This is a genomic window from Paenibacillus sp. V4I3 (assembly GCF_030817215.1).
Taxonomy (GTDB): domain Bacteria; phylum Bacillota; class Bacilli; order Paenibacillales; family NBRC-103111; genus Paenibacillus_E.
Window position 1 is genome coordinate 2,928,086 of sequence record NZ_JAUSZA010000001.1, and the last position, 20,425, is coordinate 2,948,510.

18 protein-coding genes are annotated in these 20,425 nt (G+C 43.6%); 16 read left to right on the forward strand and 2 right to left on the reverse strand.

The window, feature by feature from the left end:
* Positions 1–10 precede the first annotated feature (10 nt).
* The 6 genes from QFZ77_RS13420 to QFZ77_RS13445 all read left to right on the forward strand — a co-directional run bounded on the left by QFZ77_RS13420 (position 11) and on the right by QFZ77_RS13445 (position 8,207).
* Positions 11–778, forward strand: a complete 768-nt coding sequence (locus QFZ77_RS13420) for a DeoR/GlpR family DNA-binding transcription regulator (protein ID WP_307440221.1) — start codon at positions 11–13, stop codon at positions 776–778.
* A gap of 101 nt (positions 779–879) precedes the next feature.
* Positions 880–1,623 (forward strand): (Fe-S)-binding protein, encoded by a 744-nt coding sequence (locus QFZ77_RS13425; protein ID WP_307440223.1) that lies wholly within the window; start codon positions 880–882, stop codon positions 1,621–1,623.
* Positions 1,610–3,127 (forward strand): LutB/LldF family L-lactate oxidation iron-sulfur protein, encoded by a 1,518-nt coding sequence (locus QFZ77_RS13430; RefSeq protein ID WP_307440225.1) that lies wholly within the window; start codon positions 1,610–1,612, stop codon positions 3,125–3,127. Before QFZ77_RS13425 ends, QFZ77_RS13430 begins: the two co-directional genes overlap by 14 nt.
* Entirely contained in the window at positions 3,120–3,863 is a 744-nt protein-coding gene (locus QFZ77_RS13435) for a LutC/YkgG family protein (protein WP_307440227.1), read from the forward strand. Before QFZ77_RS13430 ends, QFZ77_RS13435 begins: the two co-directional genes overlap by 8 nt.
* Before the next feature lie 163 nt (positions 3,864–4,026).
* Positions 4,027–6,348, forward strand: coding sequence for a PRD domain-containing protein (locus QFZ77_RS13440; RefSeq protein ID WP_307440229.1), 2,322 nt, complete (start codon positions 4,027–4,029; stop codon positions 6,346–6,348).
* Positions 6,345–8,207, forward strand: a complete 1,863-nt coding sequence (locus QFZ77_RS13445; protein ID WP_307440231.1) for a PTS sugar transporter subunit IIA — start codon at positions 6,345–6,347, stop codon at positions 8,205–8,207. Before QFZ77_RS13440 ends, QFZ77_RS13445 begins: the two co-directional genes overlap by 4 nt.
* 68 nt (positions 8,208–8,275) lie before the next feature.
* Here QFZ77_RS13445 and QFZ77_RS13450 read toward each other — a convergent pair whose 3' ends face one another.
* Positions 8,276–9,145, reverse strand: coding sequence for an aldo/keto reductase (locus tag QFZ77_RS13450; protein WP_307440232.1), 870 nt, complete (start codon positions 9,143–9,145; stop codon positions 8,276–8,278).
* A gap of 234 nt (positions 9,146–9,379) precedes the next feature.
* Here QFZ77_RS13450 and QFZ77_RS13455 point away from each other — a divergent pair, with 234 nt between their 5' ends.
* The 6 genes from QFZ77_RS13455 (at position 9,380) to QFZ77_RS13480 (ending at position 14,452) form a co-directional block, all read left to right on the forward strand.
* On the forward strand, positions 9,380–9,838 hold the full coding sequence (locus QFZ77_RS13455) for a MarR family winged helix-turn-helix transcriptional regulator (protein WP_307440235.1): 459 nt from the start codon (positions 9,380–9,382) through the stop codon (positions 9,836–9,838).
* Between the two features lie 24 nt (positions 9,839–9,862).
* A complete protein-coding gene (gene motA, locus QFZ77_RS13460) occupies positions 9,863–10,657 on the forward strand; it encodes a flagellar motor stator protein MotA (protein WP_307440237.1) in 795 nt (264 codons plus the stop codon).
* Positions 10,654–11,460, forward strand: a complete 807-nt coding sequence (motB, locus tag QFZ77_RS13465; RefSeq protein WP_307440240.1) for a flagellar motor protein MotB — start codon at positions 10,654–10,656, stop codon at positions 11,458–11,460. The genes motA and motB overlap by 4 nt, the downstream gene beginning before the upstream one ends.
* A 162-nt stretch (positions 11,461–11,622) precedes the next feature.
* Positions 11,623–12,471 (forward strand): MBL fold metallo-hydrolase, encoded by an 849-nt coding sequence (locus QFZ77_RS13470; protein ID WP_307440243.1) that lies wholly within the window; start codon positions 11,623–11,625, stop codon positions 12,469–12,471.
* Positions 12,472–12,623: 152 nt separating this feature from the next.
* The gene (locus QFZ77_RS13475) at positions 12,624–12,965 is read left to right on the forward strand and encodes an ArsR/SmtB family transcription factor (protein ID WP_373462597.1); all 342 of its coding nucleotides are present in this window, start codon (positions 12,624–12,626) and stop codon (positions 12,963–12,965) included.
* Between the two features lie 113 nt (positions 12,966–13,078).
* On the forward strand, positions 13,079–14,452 hold the full coding sequence (locus QFZ77_RS13480; RefSeq protein ID WP_307440246.1) for an NAD(P)-binding domain-containing protein: 1,374 nt from the start codon (positions 13,079–13,081) through the stop codon (positions 14,450–14,452).
* Between the two features lie 111 nt (positions 14,453–14,563).
* On the opposite strand, the gene QFZ77_RS13485 is transcribed toward QFZ77_RS13480, so the two are convergent.
* The gene (locus QFZ77_RS13485; protein WP_307440248.1) at positions 14,564–16,492 is read right to left on the reverse strand and encodes a methyl-accepting chemotaxis protein; all 1,929 of its coding nucleotides are present in this window, start codon (positions 16,490–16,492) and stop codon (positions 14,564–14,566) included.
* Positions 16,493–16,787: 295 nt separating this feature from the next.
* Here QFZ77_RS13485 and QFZ77_RS13490 point away from each other — a divergent pair, with 295 nt between their 5' ends.
* From QFZ77_RS13490 to pstB, 4 genes are all read left to right on the forward strand, one after another.
* On the forward strand, positions 16,788–17,693 hold the full coding sequence (locus QFZ77_RS13490; RefSeq protein ID WP_307440250.1) for a phosphate ABC transporter substrate-binding protein: 906 nt from the start codon (positions 16,788–16,790) through the stop codon (positions 17,691–17,693).
* A 292-nt stretch (positions 17,694–17,985) separates the two neighbouring features.
* On the forward strand, positions 17,986–18,789 hold the full coding sequence (gene pstC, locus QFZ77_RS13495; protein ID WP_307440252.1) for a phosphate ABC transporter permease subunit PstC: 804 nt from the start codon (positions 17,986–17,988) through the stop codon (positions 18,787–18,789).
* A complete protein-coding gene (gene pstA / locus QFZ77_RS13500; protein WP_307440254.1) occupies positions 18,786–19,643 on the forward strand; it encodes a phosphate ABC transporter permease PstA in 858 nt (285 codons plus the stop codon). The genes pstC and pstA overlap by 4 nt, the downstream gene beginning before the upstream one ends.
* A 3-nt stretch (positions 19,644–19,646) precedes the next feature.
* A complete protein-coding gene (gene pstB / locus QFZ77_RS13505) occupies positions 19,647–20,408 on the forward strand; it encodes a phosphate ABC transporter ATP-binding protein PstB (protein ID WP_307440257.1) in 762 nt (253 codons plus the stop codon).
* Positions 20,409–20,425 lie beyond the last annotated feature (17 nt).

The following is a 20,425-nucleotide window of genomic DNA, read 5'->3' on the forward strand; positions in this document are numbered from 1 at the left end:
GGGAAGTACGATGCTGGTAGCGGAAAGATGGCAGAGAATCGTTCAGTTGGTGAATGAAAGAGGAAGTATTCGCGTAACGGAACTCAGCGAGCTGTGTCAAGTAACAGAAGAAACGATACGACGTGATTTGGACCGGTTAGAAAGCGAAGGCAAGCTGATGCGCAGCCATGGCGGCGCTGTCAGTGTGAAGGAAGCGCAGTCCGAAGTCCCTTTCATGGAAAGGGAAACGGCGCAGTCGGATTTCAAGAACAGCATAGCGAAAGAAGCGGTATCGCATATTCGGGAGCATGATCGGATCATTTTAGATGCAAGTACAACGGCTTGGTATATGGCCAAAATTATTCCCGATATGCCGCTGACGATCATCACGAACTCGATGAAGGTTGCGCTTGAGGTGAGCGGTAAGGAGAAAATTCAGGTCATATCCACAGGTGGACTCCTTTCGCCAAAATCGTTGTCCTATGTAGGACCACTCGCGGAAAGATCCTTGGACATGTATCACGTTCATAAGCTATTCTTGTCATGCAAAGGGGTTCATATCCAGCGTGGAATTAGCGAATCCAATGAGCTGCAAGCGCTCATTAAACGCAAAATGATCAGTATCGCTGATGAAACGTACCTGCTTGCTGACCATAGTAAATTCGGCATGCAGTCTTTGACGCAAGTAGCCGGCTGGCCTGAGATCAAGCACTTGATTACAGACGGGCAAACAAACAAGGAGGATGTGGACCAGATTCGCGATAAAGGTGTGCACGTCCTCCAATTAGATAAAGGTTAAAATCATTGTTCCTCCCATCACCAGTATGTTCTCTCTCGTACTGTGGATGGTTTTTTGGTCTCTGAGGAGGGAACGATTAAGGAAGGGAGTTAGCTGCAATCATGAAAGTATCCTTATTCATTACGTGCTTGAGCGACCTTGTTTATCCCAAGGTGGGTGAGTCTATGGTTCATTTACTTGCAAAATATGGCGTCAAGCTAGACTTCCCTGCGACTCAGACATGCTGCGGTCAACCTGCCTTCAATAGTGGCTATTGGGATGAGGCGCGAGGCTCTGCGTTGACACTGCTTCAAGCGTTTGAAGACAGTGATTTTGTGATATCACCTTCGGGTTCATGCACAAGTATGATTCATCATTATTATCCGAAGCTGTTTGAAAATGATCCTATCAATCTAGCTAGAGCTAACCGTTTAGTAGAAAAAACATATGAGTTCACACAATTCCTTGTCCAAGTATTGGGCGTTACGGATTTGGGAGCTGTGTTCCCGCATAAAGTGACCTATCATCCATCCTGCCACGGCAGCCGACTGCTAGGTGTCAAAGAGGAACCGATGCAGCTGATGAAAAATATCCGTGATTTGGAGCTTGTACCCCTTCCTCATGCGGAGGACTGCTGTGGGTTTGGCGGGACTTTTGCGGTGAAAATGTGCGATATATCTGGAGCCATGGTATCCGAGAAATCGGATCACGTGCTGGAAACAGAAGCAGAAGTGCTAGTTGGACTAGATATGGGATGTTTAATGAATATTGCAGGCAATTTATCCTACCGTGGAAAACCCGTGAAGGTCATGCATCTAGCGGAATTACTGGCCGAGGGAGTGAAGCTGGCGCATGAGCGATCATAAACCTAGTGGGACCGTCAAGGAAAGATCCAAAGTCGCGCTGAACAATGACTTTCTTCGCAATGCGGTTAAGTTCACGACCGAACGGCTCAAAAACGGTAAACTGGGCGCCTCCGAAGAGCTTGGGAACTGGGAAGAGTGGCGTGAGCGAGGCAGGCAAATTCGTCTGCATACGATTGCGCACTTGGACTACTATCTTGGCAAATTCGTTGAAAATGCGAGAGCGCAGGGCGTGCACGTTCACTTCGCAGCCGATGCAGCAGACGCTGTTCGTTTGACGATGCAAATCGCCGAGCACAAGAAGGCGAAAAGTGTAGTAAAGTCCAAGTCGATGGTTTCCGAAGAATTGCATATCAACCATGCGCTTGAGCAAATCGGTGTCGAGGCGATTGAAACGGACCTTGGCGAATATATTATTCAGCTGGCAGGCGAGACGCCTTCGCATATTATTATTCCGGCGATTCACAAAAATCGCTATCAGATCGCCGACCTGCTTTCTGAGGATGCAGGCGAGAAGCTTGAGCCGGATACGGGGATATTAGCTGGCTATGTTAGAAGAAAACTACGTGAGAAGTTCCTTGAAGCCGACATTGGGATGACGGGCTGTAATTTTGCTATTGCGGAGACGGGGTCTATCGTTCTTTTCGAAAATGAAGGCAATGCGCGGATGGTTAGTACCATCCCTAAGACTCAAATTACATTCATGGGCATGGAGCGAATCATTCCTACATTGGACGATCTCGAAGTGATGGCGACCCTGCTGCCGCGTTCGGCTACTGGACAGAAACTCACGGTGTATATGTCTGTGATTTCAGGGCCGCAGCGTCAACAGGACGGCGATGGACCGGAAGAAATGCACGTCATTATTTTGGATAATGGACGTTCGTTGCAGCTTGGAGATCCGCAATTCCAGGAATTGCTGAACTGTATTCGCTGTGGGGCATGCTTAAACGCTTGCCCGGTTTACCGTCACATCGGCGGCCACGCTTATGGCGGTGTATATAGTGGTCCGATCGGTGCTGTTCTTACGCCGGCACTTAACAAAAACGTCGACCAATGGGACGATATTGCTAGTGCTTCTAGCCTGTGCGGCGCCTGTTATGAGGCATGTCCGGTGAAGATTCCACTGCATGATATGCTGATTTATCTCCGTCAACGCAAAGTGGAACGCGGGGCGACGGATTTTGTTGAGAAAGTCGGCATGAAGGGCTTTAATTTCTTGATGTCCGATGCAAAGCGGGTTAAAGCGTTAATCAAACTCGGCCGTATTGGGCAGAAATTATTAGTTCGCGATGGTCATATCAAAGCGAAGATAGGTCCGTTAAAAGGTTGGAATTCGTATCGTTATGCGCCAAGCATGGCGAAGAAGACATTCCGTGAATCGTGGAAAGACATTGAGCAGGGACTAGAAGGCACCTTCCCTGAACTAGATTCCGTGATGAAAGCCCGCATGGAGAAGCTTGTGGCTGATCGCAAAGACGGCGGAGGAGGACATCATCATGGCTAAATCAGATGCAGCATTTCTCCAGAAGCTTCACCAAGAAGCCCTGAAGGATCAGGAGGCCTTTTTTGCTAATATTTCGAATCGACTAGGCAGAGCTAAGCCATTACAAACAGCTCCTTCGCATAACACGAAGGGGGCTCCTGAATTTTGGGAGCAGGTGGATCTCCCGCTCGAACAGCGCATTCAGTTGTTCATGTCGAACTGGCAGAAGGCTGGAGGCCATACGAGGCGTCTTGCGAGTATGGCTGAAGCAGAGGAATTCATTGCGAACTTCATCGCAGAGACACAGGCAAAACACTTGATCATTCAGGATCAACCTGAGCTGGAGTCTCTTCGTGATTCGCTTGCAGGCACGGAAATAGACATCACGGTGTGGAACGCAGAAGGTGCTGACCCTGCTGCAAAAGACGAGCTTGTCGCGAAAGCGGCTGGAGCGGACATCGGGATCGTGGCCGTTGAACACGCTGTCGCGTACACTGGTTCACTAGTGGTCACTTCCGATGCGACGAGAGGCAGAAGTGTCAGCTTGCTGCCAACCACGTTCATTGCCATTATCCCGGTGGATCGTATAAAAACAAAGCTGGGTGAAGTATTGCGCCCATTCGATGAACTTGCGGCCAAAGATAGACCGGCTGGCATTCATTTCATCTCAGGTCCGAGCCGCTCGGCCGACATCGAGAATGATTTGACCATTGGTGTCCATGGACCCGGCATCGTTTATGCACTTATTATTGAGTAACCAAAGAGCTGTGAGAGAATGAATTCTCTTGCGGCTCTTTTTTATTTTGAATTTTGAAGGAGGATGTCTTCCCAAAAGTCTAATGATGCCTAGTTTTTACGGTATGTCTTCTGGATATAAGGTGCATATATTATGTGCGATTGGCAGGGACGACGGAGAAATCTTGGAACGGACCAGTTTTCCAACGACAACCCCAAGTGAAACAATAGGGCGTGTGATAAATTTTTTTAGCGGAAAGCATATAGCGGCGCTTGGCGTTGGTTCGTTTGGACCCGTAGATTTGGACCTGACAAGCAAAAGCGTCTATGTAACCGCTATAATGATAGGACTAGATACAGATGCAAAGGGGAAGCTGATATTGAAGCATACGGGTATTTCTATGAATTCAAGACATCATCAAATTCTGATGCTGCTGCTTGACGCTAAGGCCCCAGTTACGTTGAGGGAGATTTCCAATGAGCTGAAAATTAGTATTCGAACCATCCAAAGGGAACTGGATGGACTGGGTCTGTTGGTAAAGACTTACGAGCTGATGCTAGTTCAAAAGCCTGGAGTCGGACTTAGCTTAAAAGGAACGGAAAATGCAAAAAAGCAGCTTTTTCACCAACTATCCGTTATGCATGGGACAAAGATTTTTTCTCCTGAAGAAAGACAGTATATTTTGATGCAGATGCTGCTATCCCTTCGCGAACCGACGAAGTTGTACTATTTCAGCAGCAAACTGGACGTGACAGAAGCGACGATAAGCAACGATTTGGATAAGTTGGAGCCTTGGTTTGCCAAGCATCATATCCAATTAGTTCGCAAGCAAGGATTAGGCGTGTTTATTGAAGGTAATGAAAAGAACATCCGGGAAGCTATTGTTGACCTGTTGTACAAGCATTTTACGCAGGAACAGTTGATGGATATCTTATCATCCTATTCGTATAGCTTTTCGGATAAAGTTAAATTGGAACTATCGATAAGCAACCACCTTCTTCATTTCATAGAGCCGAAAACGATCGATCAAATTGAGAACGTTGTAAAATTAACAAAAAAATTGCACGGATATGAAATGACAGACAGTGCTTATGTTGGATTTGTTATACACATTGCTCTGGCCGTTCAACGTTTGAAAAATGGGGAGAATATTTCAATTGATGCGGAGTCGCTGCAAAAATTAAAAAAAACAGATGAATTTGAGTGGGCGCTGCAAATGGCAAGGAAATTGGATGCTTTACTTGAAATTGAGATTCCTGAGAGCGAAGTAGGCTATATCACCATGCATTTACTGGGAGCCAAGGGAAAACGAGTTTTTTCTTTGCCGATCAGGCAAGAAGATCTCCGTGTAGAACATTTCGTTCAGCAAATGATTCGAATTGTGGAAAATGAACTAAAGCATGAATTAGGTAATGACGTCTCTCTCTTTGAATCCTTAAGCACTCATTTGGAATCAGCCATTCACCGACTTCTTCTGAAAATGGATATACGTAATCCGCTTCTTGATCGTATTCGTACGGAATACCCCGATGTATTCATCGCGAAATCCAAGGCAGCGCTTTACTTAGAAAGACAACTGAATTGCCCTGTTCCAGATGAAGAAATTGGCTACTTGGCTATGCACTTTGGCGCTTCTATCGTCAGAAAAACAGGGAAATCGCTTCGCGGCTACCGTATTCTGCTTGCTTGTGCCAGCGGTATGGGAACATCGCGGCTGCTTGCGGCGCAAATCGAAAAGAATTTACCGCATATCCGAATCGTTGATATTGTATCGCTGCTTAATTTGGAGAAATGGCTGCGTAAAAAACTTCCAGTCGATTTAATCATTTCCACGGTTCCGTTTGAAAATGAAAACTATAAGGTTATCGTGGTGAATTCATTTTTGCATGTAACGGATATTGAATTGATTGAGCAATATTTGAAAAATTTGCCGATTTCTGAAAAACCACAGACAGAAGTAGACGAGGAAATCGAGGATACCGTGATGAAAATTAATCGGTATGGCGAAGCTATCCTATTGTTGATGAATCACACGTTCATCGTTTCGGAATTAACCGCATTCTCAAAGGATGATGTGATTCTTCAAGCTTCCGCATTTGTGGGCACTCAGCTTCAAAGTGTGGATGTTCGATTATTAGAAGACGAATTGCGGAAAAGGGAAAAGCTTGGAGGATTGGTTTTTGAAAAAGAACAGTTCTCGATGCTTCATTGCCGCAGCGAGGCCATCCCTTCCGTATGTATTTGCCTCTTTCGGTTGGTCGACGAAGTACAATGGAATAACTTGGAATGTCATACACCGGTTAGAACCGTACTTTTGCTGCTTGCGCCGCGCAGCGCTCCCAAGGAGCATATCGAAATGATCAGTGAAATTAGCGCGGCATTAATAGAAGAGGAATTCATAAAAACTTTGATAATGGGTGATGATTCGACCGTTAAATATAAGATCAAAGCCGTTTTGGGTAAAGGTTATAGGGATAAAACTACTTCAGTGTTTCGGGGGTCATGATGAAAACGCTTGATCGTGTTGGCCGTTTTTTAAGTACGATGGTATTTCAAAATATAGCAGGATTGATAGCTCTTGGGATGCTAAGGGTTTTATTTGGATCAAACGGATGGTGGCCTCTTCGAGCGTTGAATGGTTTAATCACACCGATGACCCAATATTTAATACCGATTCTTTTTGGCTATACAGGTGGTAAAATGATCGGCAATCACAGAGGGGGAGTTATTGCTGCTTTTGTTATCATCGGCTTAGTGGCCGGAAATCCATCTGAATATACGATGACTTTGCCTGCAATGATCATTGGTCCGACAATGGGGTTTATCATTAAAAAAACAGATAAATGGCTTGTGAGTCGCATCCCTTTAGGACTTGAATTGTTGTATTACAGCACAATCGCCGGCTTAATTGGCGTATTTTTTGTTTTGATGGCTTATTATTATATTTCTCCAGCTTTTGTGCAGGGATTACATGTTATCGTAACGGGTTCGGGTAAGCTGGTATCATCGGGATATCTATGGCTCATCGCGCTTGTCATCGAACCGGCGAAAATACTGTTTTTTAACAATGTGATCAATCATGGGATTCTGGAGCCTTTGGGTATCAATCAAACAAAGGAATTCGGGAAGTCTATCTTTTTTCTGCTTGAGACCAACCCGGGTCCTGGTTTTGGTTTGTTAATGGCTTATTTTATTCGGTCCATAGGGAAAGAAAAAGGAAATGCTAGGTCAGCGGTTGCTATTCAACTTATTGGCGGCATACATGAGGTCTACTTTCCTTATGCATTAAGAAAGCCGTTGTTGATCCTTCCATTGATTTTGGGTGGTATGGCAGGGGACTTTGTATTCAGTGTTTTACATGCTGGACTTGTGGCTACCCCCTCTCCAGGGAGTATTTTGACTCAGCTGCTGTTGGCGCCTAAAGGCATGCATATCTCTGTATTATTAGGCTTTAGCGCTTCAGCTTGTGTTAGTTTTTTTTGGAGTATCTATGTGCTGTCTAGGGCCGTAACGGAATCAAACGATTCAAAGGATAATAATAAGATGCCTGTCAAACAACAGATCCAGTCAATAACAGAAAAGAAGCCCGTTAAACTTGAGCAAAAAGTTATCTTTGCCTGTGATGCCGGGATGGGTTCAAGTGCAATGGGTGCCGCTTTGCTGCGAAAGAAACTAAAGCAGGCTGATTTACATTTTGTTGTTGATAACTGTTCGGTGGATGATCTCTCGGATGATGCGGATATTGTTATTTCACACATCCATTTAACGGAACGGGCCAAGGCTTCAGCTCCGCATGCGCGACACTTTTCGATAAATTCATTTTTGGATCAAGCTTTTTATGAGGAACTGGTTGTTTGTCTAAAACAAGAGCTAGGCAGTTCCTTTCATGAAGAAACGACCGTTTTGGTGGACATGACCGTCTTTACGCCAGAGCATATTATGATTCAATTGGATGCGATAGATAAATGGGAAGCGATCAGTCAAGTTGGAGAGATTCTAATTCGTACGGGTCATGTCGAGGAAGAGTTTATTCAAGAGATGCATCTAAGAGAGCAAATGCTATCCACATATATCGGAAATGGTATCGCTATTCCGCACGGAATGGATGGAGATAGCAAACATATCCTGAAATCTGGCATTGCGATTGCCCAGTATCCTGAGGGAATCGATTTTGGGGACGGGGATATAGCGTATCTGCTCATTGCTGTCGTAGGGCATCATTCTGAAAAGCTTGAGCTTGTTTCTCATATAGCTTTAATGATTGATAATGTTGAATTTGTAAATCAGCTGATTCAAGCAAAGAACAGGAAAGAAATTTATAGCCTCGTTTGCAACAGCTTCGCGGAAATGGATCGGATCAGATAACCAGCCAAACTTATAAAGCCAGCAAGTTAGTGCCGATACTCAGGGGCACTTAACTGCTGGCTTTTTGATTAGTTACGAACGTACCATTCACCAGATACCCAATCGGTTGTTTTCCAACGCAGTACATCGGGGGTGGCAAGATGGGCAATTTCTTTGAGGAACTCGAGCTGCTCCAGCTCAGTCATCGGCTTGAAGCTCTTAGCAATGGCCAGATTTTGTTCCAGCTGCGCCATGGACTCCATCCCGACAATCGCTGTAGATATCGGCAGCGAGAACGTATATTGGAGTGCTTTCTCGTACCAGGGTGCCAGCTTACCGAGCGCCATAACTTTCATGCCGATGATAGCGACACCTTTCTCAACCGCTTTAGGCAAAAACTCATGAGCGAAGCTGTAGATGAGATGATCCGCTGCGGATAAGGCAACAAGCGCGCTGTCGAATGAGTCACAACGTTCAATCGCTTTCAACTGAACTCTAGGATTCGTGTGGCCGCTGATCGAGATATGCTTGATAATCCCTTGTTCCTTGGCCTCAAGAAGCGCTTCTAGCGCTCCGCCTTTGGCGAAGCACTGATCGAGCTCTTCCATTGTCATAATATTATGTAATCGCCATTCTTCGACGTGATCCGTTTGCAGACGCTTCAGACTTGCTTCCAGCAGCTTCAGAGAACCGTCTCTTGTCCGATCATGCGTTTTGGTAGCAATCCATACGTCATTCCTTCGTCCATCGCGTGCTAATGCTTTACCAAGTCGTTCCTCGGATTGCCCATCCGAGTAGCTAGGTGCTGTATCGAAATAGGTGATCCCTTCGTCAATCGCACGATTCACAATTTGAATCGCTTCTTCTTCCGTACATTGGTGTTCGTCGACAATGCGCTGAGCACCAAAGCTCAGAATAGGAAATTGCTGTCCGGTCGAACCAAACGAACGTTTCTCCACATGATTCACTCCTCGTATGTTTTCTTCACACTGATATCGGTTCAAGCAGGAATTGGCTCTTCTCAAGTATAAAATAAGTAAGTGAAGGACGCTAGCATTCGTCAAATTATTTGCATATTCACAAAAAATACATGACTTTAGTCCTACTTTTCGACAAAAAATGATTGTATTAAATAATAAATAAACTTATTATATGTACATATACAACTTTTTTGTTGAATTATCGGAGGGTCAATGACTATTGAACAAGGTAAGCCTTATGACAGCCAAGGATTTCATCTTTGGCAGGTTACGAATCTATGGCAAAAAAATCTTCGTCATGCCCTGCATGATTTGGATCTCACGCATGTTCAATTTATTTTGCTGGCAACCACAGAGTGGTTAAATTCTCAATCCCCTCTTGGGGATGTGACACAGGTTCAAATTGCCATGCATGCGCATATTGATCCCATGATGGCATCACAAGTACTTCGTAACTTGGAAAAGAAAGGGTTCCTCATTCGCAAGGAACATCCGACGGATACGCGAGCCAAATCAATCTCTTTAACTCCAGCTGGAGAGAGGTTGATAAACAAGGCAATAGACATTGTCGAGCAAACCGATCGCCGTTTTTTTTCTAAACTGGGGGAAGATCAGGAAACGTTGGCAAGCTTGTTGAGATCATTAGGAAGCATGACAACTCATGAAAATTAGATCATAGGGAGAGGTGCCTTGAATATGGAGAAGTCATCACTAATCGGAATCGTTTTAGCTTTTATATCCATTGGTGTGGGTATGGTATTGAAAGGGGCAAGCCTGGTAGCACTGCTGAATCCTGCAGCTGCCTTAATTATTTTTGGTGGTACAGCATCGGCCTTATTTATCGCTTTTTCAATGGCAGAAATGAAGAAGATTCCGACCTTAATGAAAATTATTTTTACCGAACAGAAATTAATGCCTAAAAAAGAACTGATCGAGACGTTCATCGACTGGGTATCCATTACACGCCGTGAAGGCTTACTTTCCTTGGAGAAGCAAGCAGAAGAGCTGTCAGACCCATTTATGAAAAGCGGCATGCGCCTCATTATTGATGGAAACGATGCAGATTTTGTACGCGATGTATTGCTCGAAGATATTGCTGAAATGGAATCAAGACATAAGAAATATGCAAGCATTTTTACGCAAGCTGGTACATATGCACCGACACTCGGCGTACTTGGTGCCGTCGTTGGACTCATCGCTGCTCTTGGTAATTTGAGTGAAGTAGATAAACTAGGTCATCTGATTTCAGCGGCATTCGTTGCAACGATGTTCGGGATTTTCCTTGGTTACGTTATTTTTCACCCATTTGCAAATAAGCTGAAGCAGAAGTCTAAGAAAGAAGTTGAAATTAAGCTTATGATTGTAGAAGGGTTGCTCTCCATTCAATCCGGTGTATCTGCCAATTCCGTGAAGCAAAAAATGATGATCTTCGTTGCCAACAATGAACGTGCGGCGTATGACGAAGACTCGAGGGAGGCTGCTCCACAGTGAGTAAAAAAAAGAAGCATGAGGATCATGAAGAACATATTGATGAAACCTGGCTCATTCCCTATGCGGATTTGCTTACCTTGCTTCTAGCTCTCTTTATCATTTTGTTTGCATCTAGTCAGGTGGATTCCAAGAAATACGACTCGATTATGCGGTCCTTGAACAATGCCTTCACGGGGGGAGAAGCACCCTTCGCGATGTCGAATATGGTTCCAATAAATGATGCGGGGAATTCTACGAAAAACAATAATAAGAGCCAAAATCCTCCGCCGAAGGATGAGAGTAAAACCGATAGTCAGCTGGCTGCCAAGCTGCAGAAGGAAGAGAAGGATCTCAAAGAGTTAAAGCAAAGCATGGATGCTTACATTAAAGAAAACAACATGAGTGAGCAGCTGACCACGAAGCTGGATAATGAGAAGCTGACCATTACGATTAGTGACCGTGCGCTGTTTGATTCAGGGTCGGCTACAATTAAACAAGAATCACAAAAGCTGGCGGTTTCGATGTCTAATTTGCTGGGCAGCTATCCAGGATATGAGGTTGAAGTAGCAGGTCATACGGATAATATCCCGATTCGTCGAGCAGACTTTGAAACGAACTGGGATTTAAGCGCAAAGCGTGCGGTCAATTTTATGAAAATACTTCTGAATAACAGTAAAATTGATCCTGCTTCCTACTCTTCGGTCGGATTCGGTGAATACCGGCCGATTGCAGAAAATGACACAACAGAAGGTAGAGCGAAGAACCGCCGTGTTGAAGTGAGCATCTTGCGTAACATTAAAGCGACGGATGAGATTGCGAAATAAGTGCAATTACGCATAAGACTTATTATGAAAGATAGGCTAAGAGTCGCTAGACTCTGGCCTTTTTTTAGTTTAACAACACATTTCGTATCGAGAAATACGGAGTAATTTAACAGCAAAATGGGGATAGTAATGTGGAATTTGCAATGATGAGGAGAAGTTTACATGGAGCATACAGAGCATACATATGAGCATACGTATATCCCGCTAACGACATTATCCAGCGGTGAAGGCAAGGAAATAGCCATTGATATATATGGTTACTGCATTCAGATCGTGAATATTTGTTTCATTGGCAACCCAACAAGCAAAGATAAAGAATGGTATTTAATTGACGCAGGTATGCCGCAATCGGCAGATGAGATCATTCGTGTTGCAGAGGAGCGTTTTGGAGCACATAAGAAGCCTAGGGCGATCATTTTGACGCATGGACATTTCGACCATGTCGGGGCCATAGAGAGTCTTTTGGAATACTGGGATGTTCCGGTATATGCACATGAGTTGGAAGTCCCTTATTTGACGGGAAAATCCAATTATCCTAAAGGAGATTCTACGGTAAATGGCGGGCTTGTAAGCGAGTTATCACCCCTTTTTCCAAACCACGGCATTGACATAGGTAATCATGTACATCCTTTGCCTGCTAATGGTATCGTTCCTGGACTGACGGGATGGCAATGGATTCATACGCCGGGACACACACCAGGACACATTTCTCTTTTTCGCGCCAAAGATGGTTCATTAATAGCCGGAGATGCCTTCGTTACCGTCAAGCAAGAATCTCTTTACAAGGTGTTCACGCAAGAACAAGAAATAAGCGGACCACCCAAGTATTTCACGACAGATTGGCAAGCAGCCGGTGATTCGGTTAGAAAGCTTCGAGATTTACATCCATCTTTAGCGATAACGGGACATGGAAAACCGATGAACGGCGAAGAACTAAGTCGCGAACTAGGCCGTCTGGCGGAGGATTTTGAAGAATTAGCGATTCCTAAGGAAGGTCGGTTTGTGCATTAGCAGTAATGATTGGATGGTCCTCCAGAAGAGGGCTATCCTTGCCATTTATATAATTAATCAAAATAAATTGATTAATGGATTGCTATTTAGCGGGTAATGCTATATATTGTTATTAAATCAAAAATATTTGATTAATGAAGCGGGTGAGATCAGTGAAAACAATAATTCCATTACAAACGATACATACAAAATCCACACCAGACGATTCTTTTTTTGAAACGTATGAAGCAAAATTTAAAGCACTAGCTGATCACAAAAGACTACAGATCATGTATGAGTTAACACAGCGGGGAAAAACTTGCGTATGTGACCTTTGTGATATCTTTGATATGGCCCAGTCGAAACTGTCTTATCACTTGAAAATCCTATTGGAGGCGAAATTAATCATCAAAGAGATGATTGGTACTTGGAGCTACTACGAGATAAACAATTCTGAAGTAAACGGATTGCTTTCAGCAGATCTTTGCTGCATATTTAGACCTACTCGTTCTTAATTTTTTTAATCTTAATATCAATTTTTTTTGATCTATTAATCAAAATTATTTGATTAAGTGATTTTGCGCCGTATTTCTATTAAACGTTTTACATTGAGAGGGAGGTATATAAGATGAATGATATTAAGTTACCGGTGGCTATTATTGGTGCTGGGCCTGTTGGTCTTGCCGCGGCAGCACAGTTAGTTATGAGAGGGGAGCCTTTTGTTTTGTTTGAGGCGGGTGAGGAAGTGGGATCAAATGTACGCAATTGGGCCCATGTTCGAATGTTTTCCTCTTGGGAATACAATATCGACAAAGCTGCTAAGCAATTGCTTATTTCTCATGGTTGGCAAGCCCCCAATCCTTTAGAAATCCCTTCAGGACAAGAGATGGTTGACAAATACTTCAAACCTTTTGTTGAATTGCCTGAAATCAAACCTTATTTAAACCTAAATACGAAAGTTATAGCTGTTAGCCGTAAAGGTCTGAGCAAAGTTAAAACACAAGGCCGTGAAGTTCTTCCGTTTGTCCTGCATGTGGAGATAAATGGGGAACGAATCCTTATTGAGGCTAAGGCTGTTATTGATGCATCCGGTACCTGGTTGAATCCGAATCCCATTAAATCAGAAGGGGTTTGGACGACAGAAGAGCAGTCTTTAAACAAGCAAATTTATTATGGGATACCTGATATTTCGGGTAAGCATAAGGAACGATATAGCGGCAAAAAAGTTCTTGTTGTCGGGAGTGGTCACTCTGCAATAAATACCTTGCTAGAATTAGGAAATCTGAAGGATCAAGTTCAGAGCACAGAAATTATTTGGATTTTAAGAAAATCTAGGCTAGCTGATGTTTATGGTGGTCAGGAGCAGGATCAACTTCCTGCAAGAGGAGAACTTGGTACACGTATTCAAAAGCTAGTTGATTCAAGAAAAGTTACGGTTCTGACGCCATTCCACATTCAAGAATTGAAACAAAAAGAAGATAAAATGGTTGTGATTGGCTCTTTAAACGGATCATTGGTTCATCTAGATGCTGTCGATGAAATCGTGTCGAATACGGGTTCTCGCCCGGATCTATCCTTTTTACGAGAAGTTAGAGTAATTGCCGACCCAACATTGGAGAGCGTTTTGGCGTTAGTGCCACTGATCGATCCGAATATTCATAGCTGCGGTACGGTTAGACCGCATGGCGAGAAGGAGCTGCGCCAACCAGAAAAGAATTTCTATATTGTTGGTTCCAAAAGTTATGGAAGAGCACCAACATTCTTAATGGCAACAGGTTATGAACAAGTGAGATCCGTCGTAGCAGCGCTTGTAGGAGATCAGGCAGCAGCTGAACGAGTTGAGCTGGAGCTGCCGGAAACGGGAGTTTGCGGTATCGGGAGCAAAGAATGCTGCGGTCCTGAAGATAGTCAAAAGCTAGTAAGCAAAACAGAAGAAATTAGTGCTTGTTGTTCACCGGTAACGAAACCGGAGGCAGTGGTAAAATCATCTTGCTGCAGCTAGTTAAACAGTTAGGTAGGTTCGGGGTTCGTTCGCATTAGTTAGTCGAATTACTCGGAATTAAAAATCCCTCTACGCTTCCAATTAGGAGTAGAGGGATTTTTGTGCTAGCTATTATTTTCCTACGAGAACAAGCATTTTGTTCTCTTTCCTAGATTCACCTTTGTTCAGGTCATCCTGTGGTGTTTCCGCTGTTGAGTTATCTTGTTCCTTTTGAAACAAATCCATTTGATTATCATCAAAAACCTCGAAGTGCACCTCATTCATGACATGAATTGTCTCAGATTGAAGATCAATAATCTCCTGATGATTCTTCGCAGCAGTCTCACTAATCTGGAATTTGCTGATCTCTGCAAATAACTGTTGAGCAAGTTCAAGGATATCATCCGACTCTTCGGCAATTCGGCGGATGGATGCATCTTGCTGAATCGAGGTTGAGCTTACTTCCTCGACCCCGGCAGCTGTTTCTTGCGCAATGGCCGCTACGAACTGAACGGAATTTACTAATCTGTCATTCTTGGATTGTACGTATTCAATTTTCACATGGATTTGTTCAATTTGCCCGATTATTCTTTTCATCGATTGTTCGATGCCCTCGAAAGAACCGAGCGTGTCTGCTACCCGATGGTTTTGTGCAACCGCAGAATCGCGAGCTTCGATCAGTGAGCTCTGTAATTCTTTGATTTGCTTCTGAAGCGATTGAATGATGCCGCCGATTGTCTTGGAGGAATCATTCGTCTGCTGAGAAAGCTGACGAACTTCATCCGCAATCACAGAGAAGCCGCGGCCGTGTTCGCCGGCTCTGGCCGCTTCAATCGCAGCGTTCAAGGCAAGCACGTTTGTCTGCGTAGAAATTTCCGTGATCGAGTGAATAATAGCGCCAATTTGTTTGGAGCTGTCAGACAAGGTCATCATGGCAGCATCGACCTTCTGTAGGACAGCCTGGGATTCGTCTGACGATGATTTCAGCGCCCTTACAGATGCTGTCCCTTGTAGTGTACCAGAAGCAGCCTCTTCACTTGTACGCTTCATTTCATACGTATAAGCAGTAATGTCACGAATCTCCGCTTCCAGCTCTGCAATGATCATCGAGCTTTGCTCCGTTTTCATGGCTTGCTCGTCAGCACCAGTCGATATCTCTGTAATTGCCTTCAAGATATCTGTATTTGCCGATGCTGTTAGTAGAGAAAAGCGATGAAACTCATGGGAGTGCTCGGATAAGGAAGAAGCAATCTGCAGCGTAGCATGAAGCATTTGACGAACTTGAATGATCATATGGTCGAAGCTGTTGCTTAGCTTACCTAACTCATCATTGGATTTTGAATTGATTGTATGGGACAAATCCCCTGCGGCAATATGAGATACAGCATTTTGTAAAATTTTAATTGGATGTGTGAAGGAGCTGATGATTAGAAAGGCAATAATAATGGTTACAATAACGACGATAGCAAAGGCAATCAACATCACCCTGCTGCTTTCATTAAGTGCCTTCGTTGAGTTGGAAATTGCATGTTCGGCAGCCTCTGCATAAGTAACATAGAATTTATCAACAAGTGCAAAAATCTTATCCTTCAATTCCTGAGATTCATTATATAGGTAAAGGAGGTTAATTTGCAGATCCGTCGGTTTCAAGTTAGGATCTTGGACCATTTTGGCCGCAGAGTCGAAGTTATTTATGTAATCAACGGAGTATTGAATTAATTGGCTTCGCCACTTCTTTTGATCAGCTGTTGAAGCTGTATCACCAATTTTCTGAATGAAATCGTTATAAGGCTTTCGTTTTGCATTGTATTTTTCGATGTATTCCGATTTCTTCGAAATCTCCAAGCCTGAAGCAATGATATTCATTTCCTGAACCATATTTTTAAGCTCGAGCGCTAGCACCTTTAGTTCGACTTTATCGTTCTGATCCGTCATATGCTTCTTGATTTGATTCACTTGGTTCAGATTAAACAAAGCAACGGCAAGGAAAATGAGAAGTACTCCGCTGAAACTGGCAATTAATTTTAATCGCATGGTCATATTGATTTTTATCCTCTTCATAAGTCATTCCTCCTATATATTACTTGACAATATTCGACTGTTTTCGTGTTGATACTTATTAATATAGGGTACTTCTATTAACTAAAGCATCTAAGTTTGTTAATGATATGTAAATTTAACCAATCTTTTAACGAATGAAAGAAGAAATAAAAGTTTTACATTACGTTTACGTTTCGAGGGTTTGGATTTTACATTCAATTGTTACGATGTTTAAGTAAGTTAGTTCGACGGACATTCAAAAGGGATCGATACTAACCGAATTAGTAACATAAACTCAAAGGAGGACATGCTAACTATGTTTAAGTTCATGTCGAAAAAAGGAATTACATTCACACTTTCCGCGGTATTAATGATGGGGTCATTGGTTGGTTGCGGCGCTAAAACAGATACTAAAAACGCTGCTTCTGCAACACCTGCTGCTAGTGCAGCGGCATCTGCTGCTCCAAAAGCAGAGCTAAGCGGTACGGTTACAGCTTCCGGTTCAAGCGCACTTCTTCCATTAGTTAAACAAGCAGCTACTGAGTTTATGGAAAAAAATCCGAAAGTAACAATCAACGTTACAGCAGGCGGTTCAGGTACAGGAATTAAAAACGTAGCAGACGGTACTTCAGACATCGGTAACTCCGACGTCGAGCCAGCTGCTGAATATAAAGATAAAGGTCTTGTTGACCACCAAGTTGCGATTGCTCCATTCGCATTGATCGTAAACAAAGATGTAAAAGTAGATAATGTTACAAAACAACAAGCGGCAGACATTTACATGGGTAAAGTTACGAACTGGAAAGAAGTTGGCGGCAATGACGCGAAAATCGTTCTTGTTCACCGTCCAGATAGCTCAGGTTCCCGTACGTTAGTTAAACAAATCATTCTTGATGGCAAAGAATTCACGAAAGACGGTATTACACAAGAAAACAGCGGTGCAATGAAAACAGCTGTTGCTGGTCAGTCCAGCTCCATTGGATATGTAGACACACCTTACGTTGATGACTCAGTAAAAGCATTGAAAATTGATAATGTAGCGTTCTCTGAGGAAAACATTAAGAACGGTACTTACAAATTGTTTGGTGTTGAGCATATGTACACAAAAGGTGAAGCGAAAGATCCTACTAAAGCATTCATCGCTTACATCACAAGCAAAGAATTCCAAGGTAAACAAGTTCGTGACTTGAAATTCTTGCCTGCAGATTTGCTTAAAAAATAATAAATAGAACAAACTAAGAGCGCTGGCATTATATGCCGCGCTCTTTTTTTACTTTGAAACATGAAACTTTTACATTCCCTTAACAATTTATTGACGATCCAATTACAATCATGCTCTATCATAAAAGTAATGTGATTTAAGAGAAAGGGGAATTACCCATTGAATTCCGTAGCAGATAAACTAACGAACCGCGAAATCAGACGAAAGTCGTCCAATCGTCACGAAATGGACCCAAGGACAACATAGACAAGATAACATCATGAGGTGGGTGTTTGTTGGAAGTGCTGCCTTAGTGTCTGCCATCATTTTTTCTATCATTGTTTTCGTGGGGATGCAAGGGATTAAGACTTTTCAGGGAGTCAGTCCTTTTGAATTTTTCTTCTCTACAGATTGGACGCCAGGTCAAAAAAAATTCGGAGCCCTTCCTTTTCTATACAGCACGCTGCTCATGACTTTGGTTTCAGTTGTGTTTTCAGTGCCGCTTGCTTTGTCAGGGGCATTATTCATGGCTAAAATTGCTCCGAGATGGATGCGTGAAATCATGCGTCCTGCGACGGATCTGTTCGTAGGTATTCCTTCGGTTGTTTATGGCCTAATCGGCTTAACGGTCATCGTCCCTGCACTCGGTAAAATAACAGGCGGGGTTGGATACGGTATTTTACCAGCTTCCATCATTCTCGCTATCATGATTTTACCAACCATTCTCTCGATCTCAGAAGATGCTATCCGTGCATTGCCGAGTCGTCTGGAAGAAGCATCACTCGCATTAGGTGCAACACGTTGGCAAACCATGTGGCGTGTCCTTTTGCCTGCAGCTAGACCCGGTATTCTAACAGCAATTATCCTTGGCATGGGGCGTGCAATTGGTGAAACCATGGCTGTATTCATGGTTATTGGTAACTCGCCGCAAATGCCGAAATCACTCCTTGACTCAACCACGGTATTAACGACCGCGATTGTGAAGGATATGGGGAATACGAATTACGGAAGCACTTGGAATAATGCGCTCTATTTGATGGCGCTTCTTTTACTGGTGATCTCGTTATCCTTAATTCTTATTATCCGTATCGTAGCCAAAAGGAGTGAACTTAAATGAAGAGCAAAACAACGGATCGTTTGGCCACGTTGTATTTCTGGGCATCGGGCATTGTTATTATATTGATTCTGGCTTGGTTTCTATTTCGAATATTAGGTGATGGTGTTCCACATTTATCTTGGAATTTCATCTTCGGGAAGTCTGAGGAGATCAAAGCTGGCGGCGGTGTAGGTCCGCAATTGTTCAACTCCTTCTATGTCCTATTCTTATCCTTGCTGATATCCATTCCAATCGGTTTATTCTCGGGGATATACTTGGCGATATACGCACAAAAAAATTGGTTTACGGATCTCGTTCGTATCTCGGTTGAAGCTCTTGCTTCTGTTCCTTCTATCGTATTTGGATTGTTCGGTTTCTTACTTTTTGCTAATTTGCTAGGTCTGAAGTTTTCAATTATTGGTGGGGCCGCGACGGTTGCTCTGCTTAACTTACCTGTTATGGTAAGGGTCACAGAGGTAGCTATACGTACGGTTCCTGAATCTTATTGGGAGGCAAGCCTTGCACTTGGCTCAACAAGATGGCAAGCCATTCGCAAAGTGCTCATACCTGCATCGCTACCAAGCTTAATTACGGGGATTACGTTGATTGCAGGACGTGCGTTAGGCGAATCTGCCATTCTAATTTACACGGCCGGCTTATCGGTTTCTCGCTTCTTTCCGGATTTCAATCCACTGAAGATGGGGGAGACGCTATCCGTTCATCTCTGGTATATTGGCGCTGAAGCGTTAGTTCCGGATGCCAAGGAAATCGCTAAAGGAAGTGCCGCGCTGCTCCTGATCGTCGTACTCATCTTTAACCTACTTGTCAGTATACCAAGCCGAATTTTACAAAAAAGACTTTCCGGGGGGAAATAAATCGTGTCGACCAAGCATAAGATTAAAGCGGACAAATTAAATTTATTTTACGGAGATAATCATGCTCTCCACGATATTGAATTGGCCATACAAACGGGAACAATCGCCGCTTTGATCGGTCCTTCTGGCTGTGGAAAATCCACCTTTCTGCGCACTTTGAACCGTATGAATGATCTCATTGATAGTGTGCGAATTACTGGAAATGTAGCCGTGGATGGTCACAATATCTATGATTCCGATTCCGATGTTGTTTCACTGCGTAAGCGCGTAGGGATGGTATTTCAACGTCCAAATCCATTTCCGATGAGTATTTATGACAACATTGCCTATGGCCCTCGCATCCATGGTACGAAGAAGAAAGCGGTCCTAGACGAAATCGTAGAACGCAGTCTTGTACAAGCCGCCTTGTGGGATGAAGTAAAGGATCGTTTGCATAAATCTGCTCTAGGCCTGTCCGGCGGACAACAACAGCGTTTATGCATCGCACGGTTACTAGCTGTAGAGCCCGACGTACTTCTTATGGATGAGCCTACATCGGCGCTAGATCCAATCTCAACGCTCAAAGTTGAAGAGTTGACACAAACATTGAAAGAGAAATACACCATCATTATCGTTACGCACAACATGCAGCAGGCGGCAAGGATTTCGGATATGACCTCCTTCTTCCTAAATGGATACTTAGTGGAAACGGACAAGACGGATAAAATTTTCACCAATCCGAATGATCAACGTACGGAAGATTACATTACGGGAAGATTCGGTTAACTACAACTGAGGGGAGA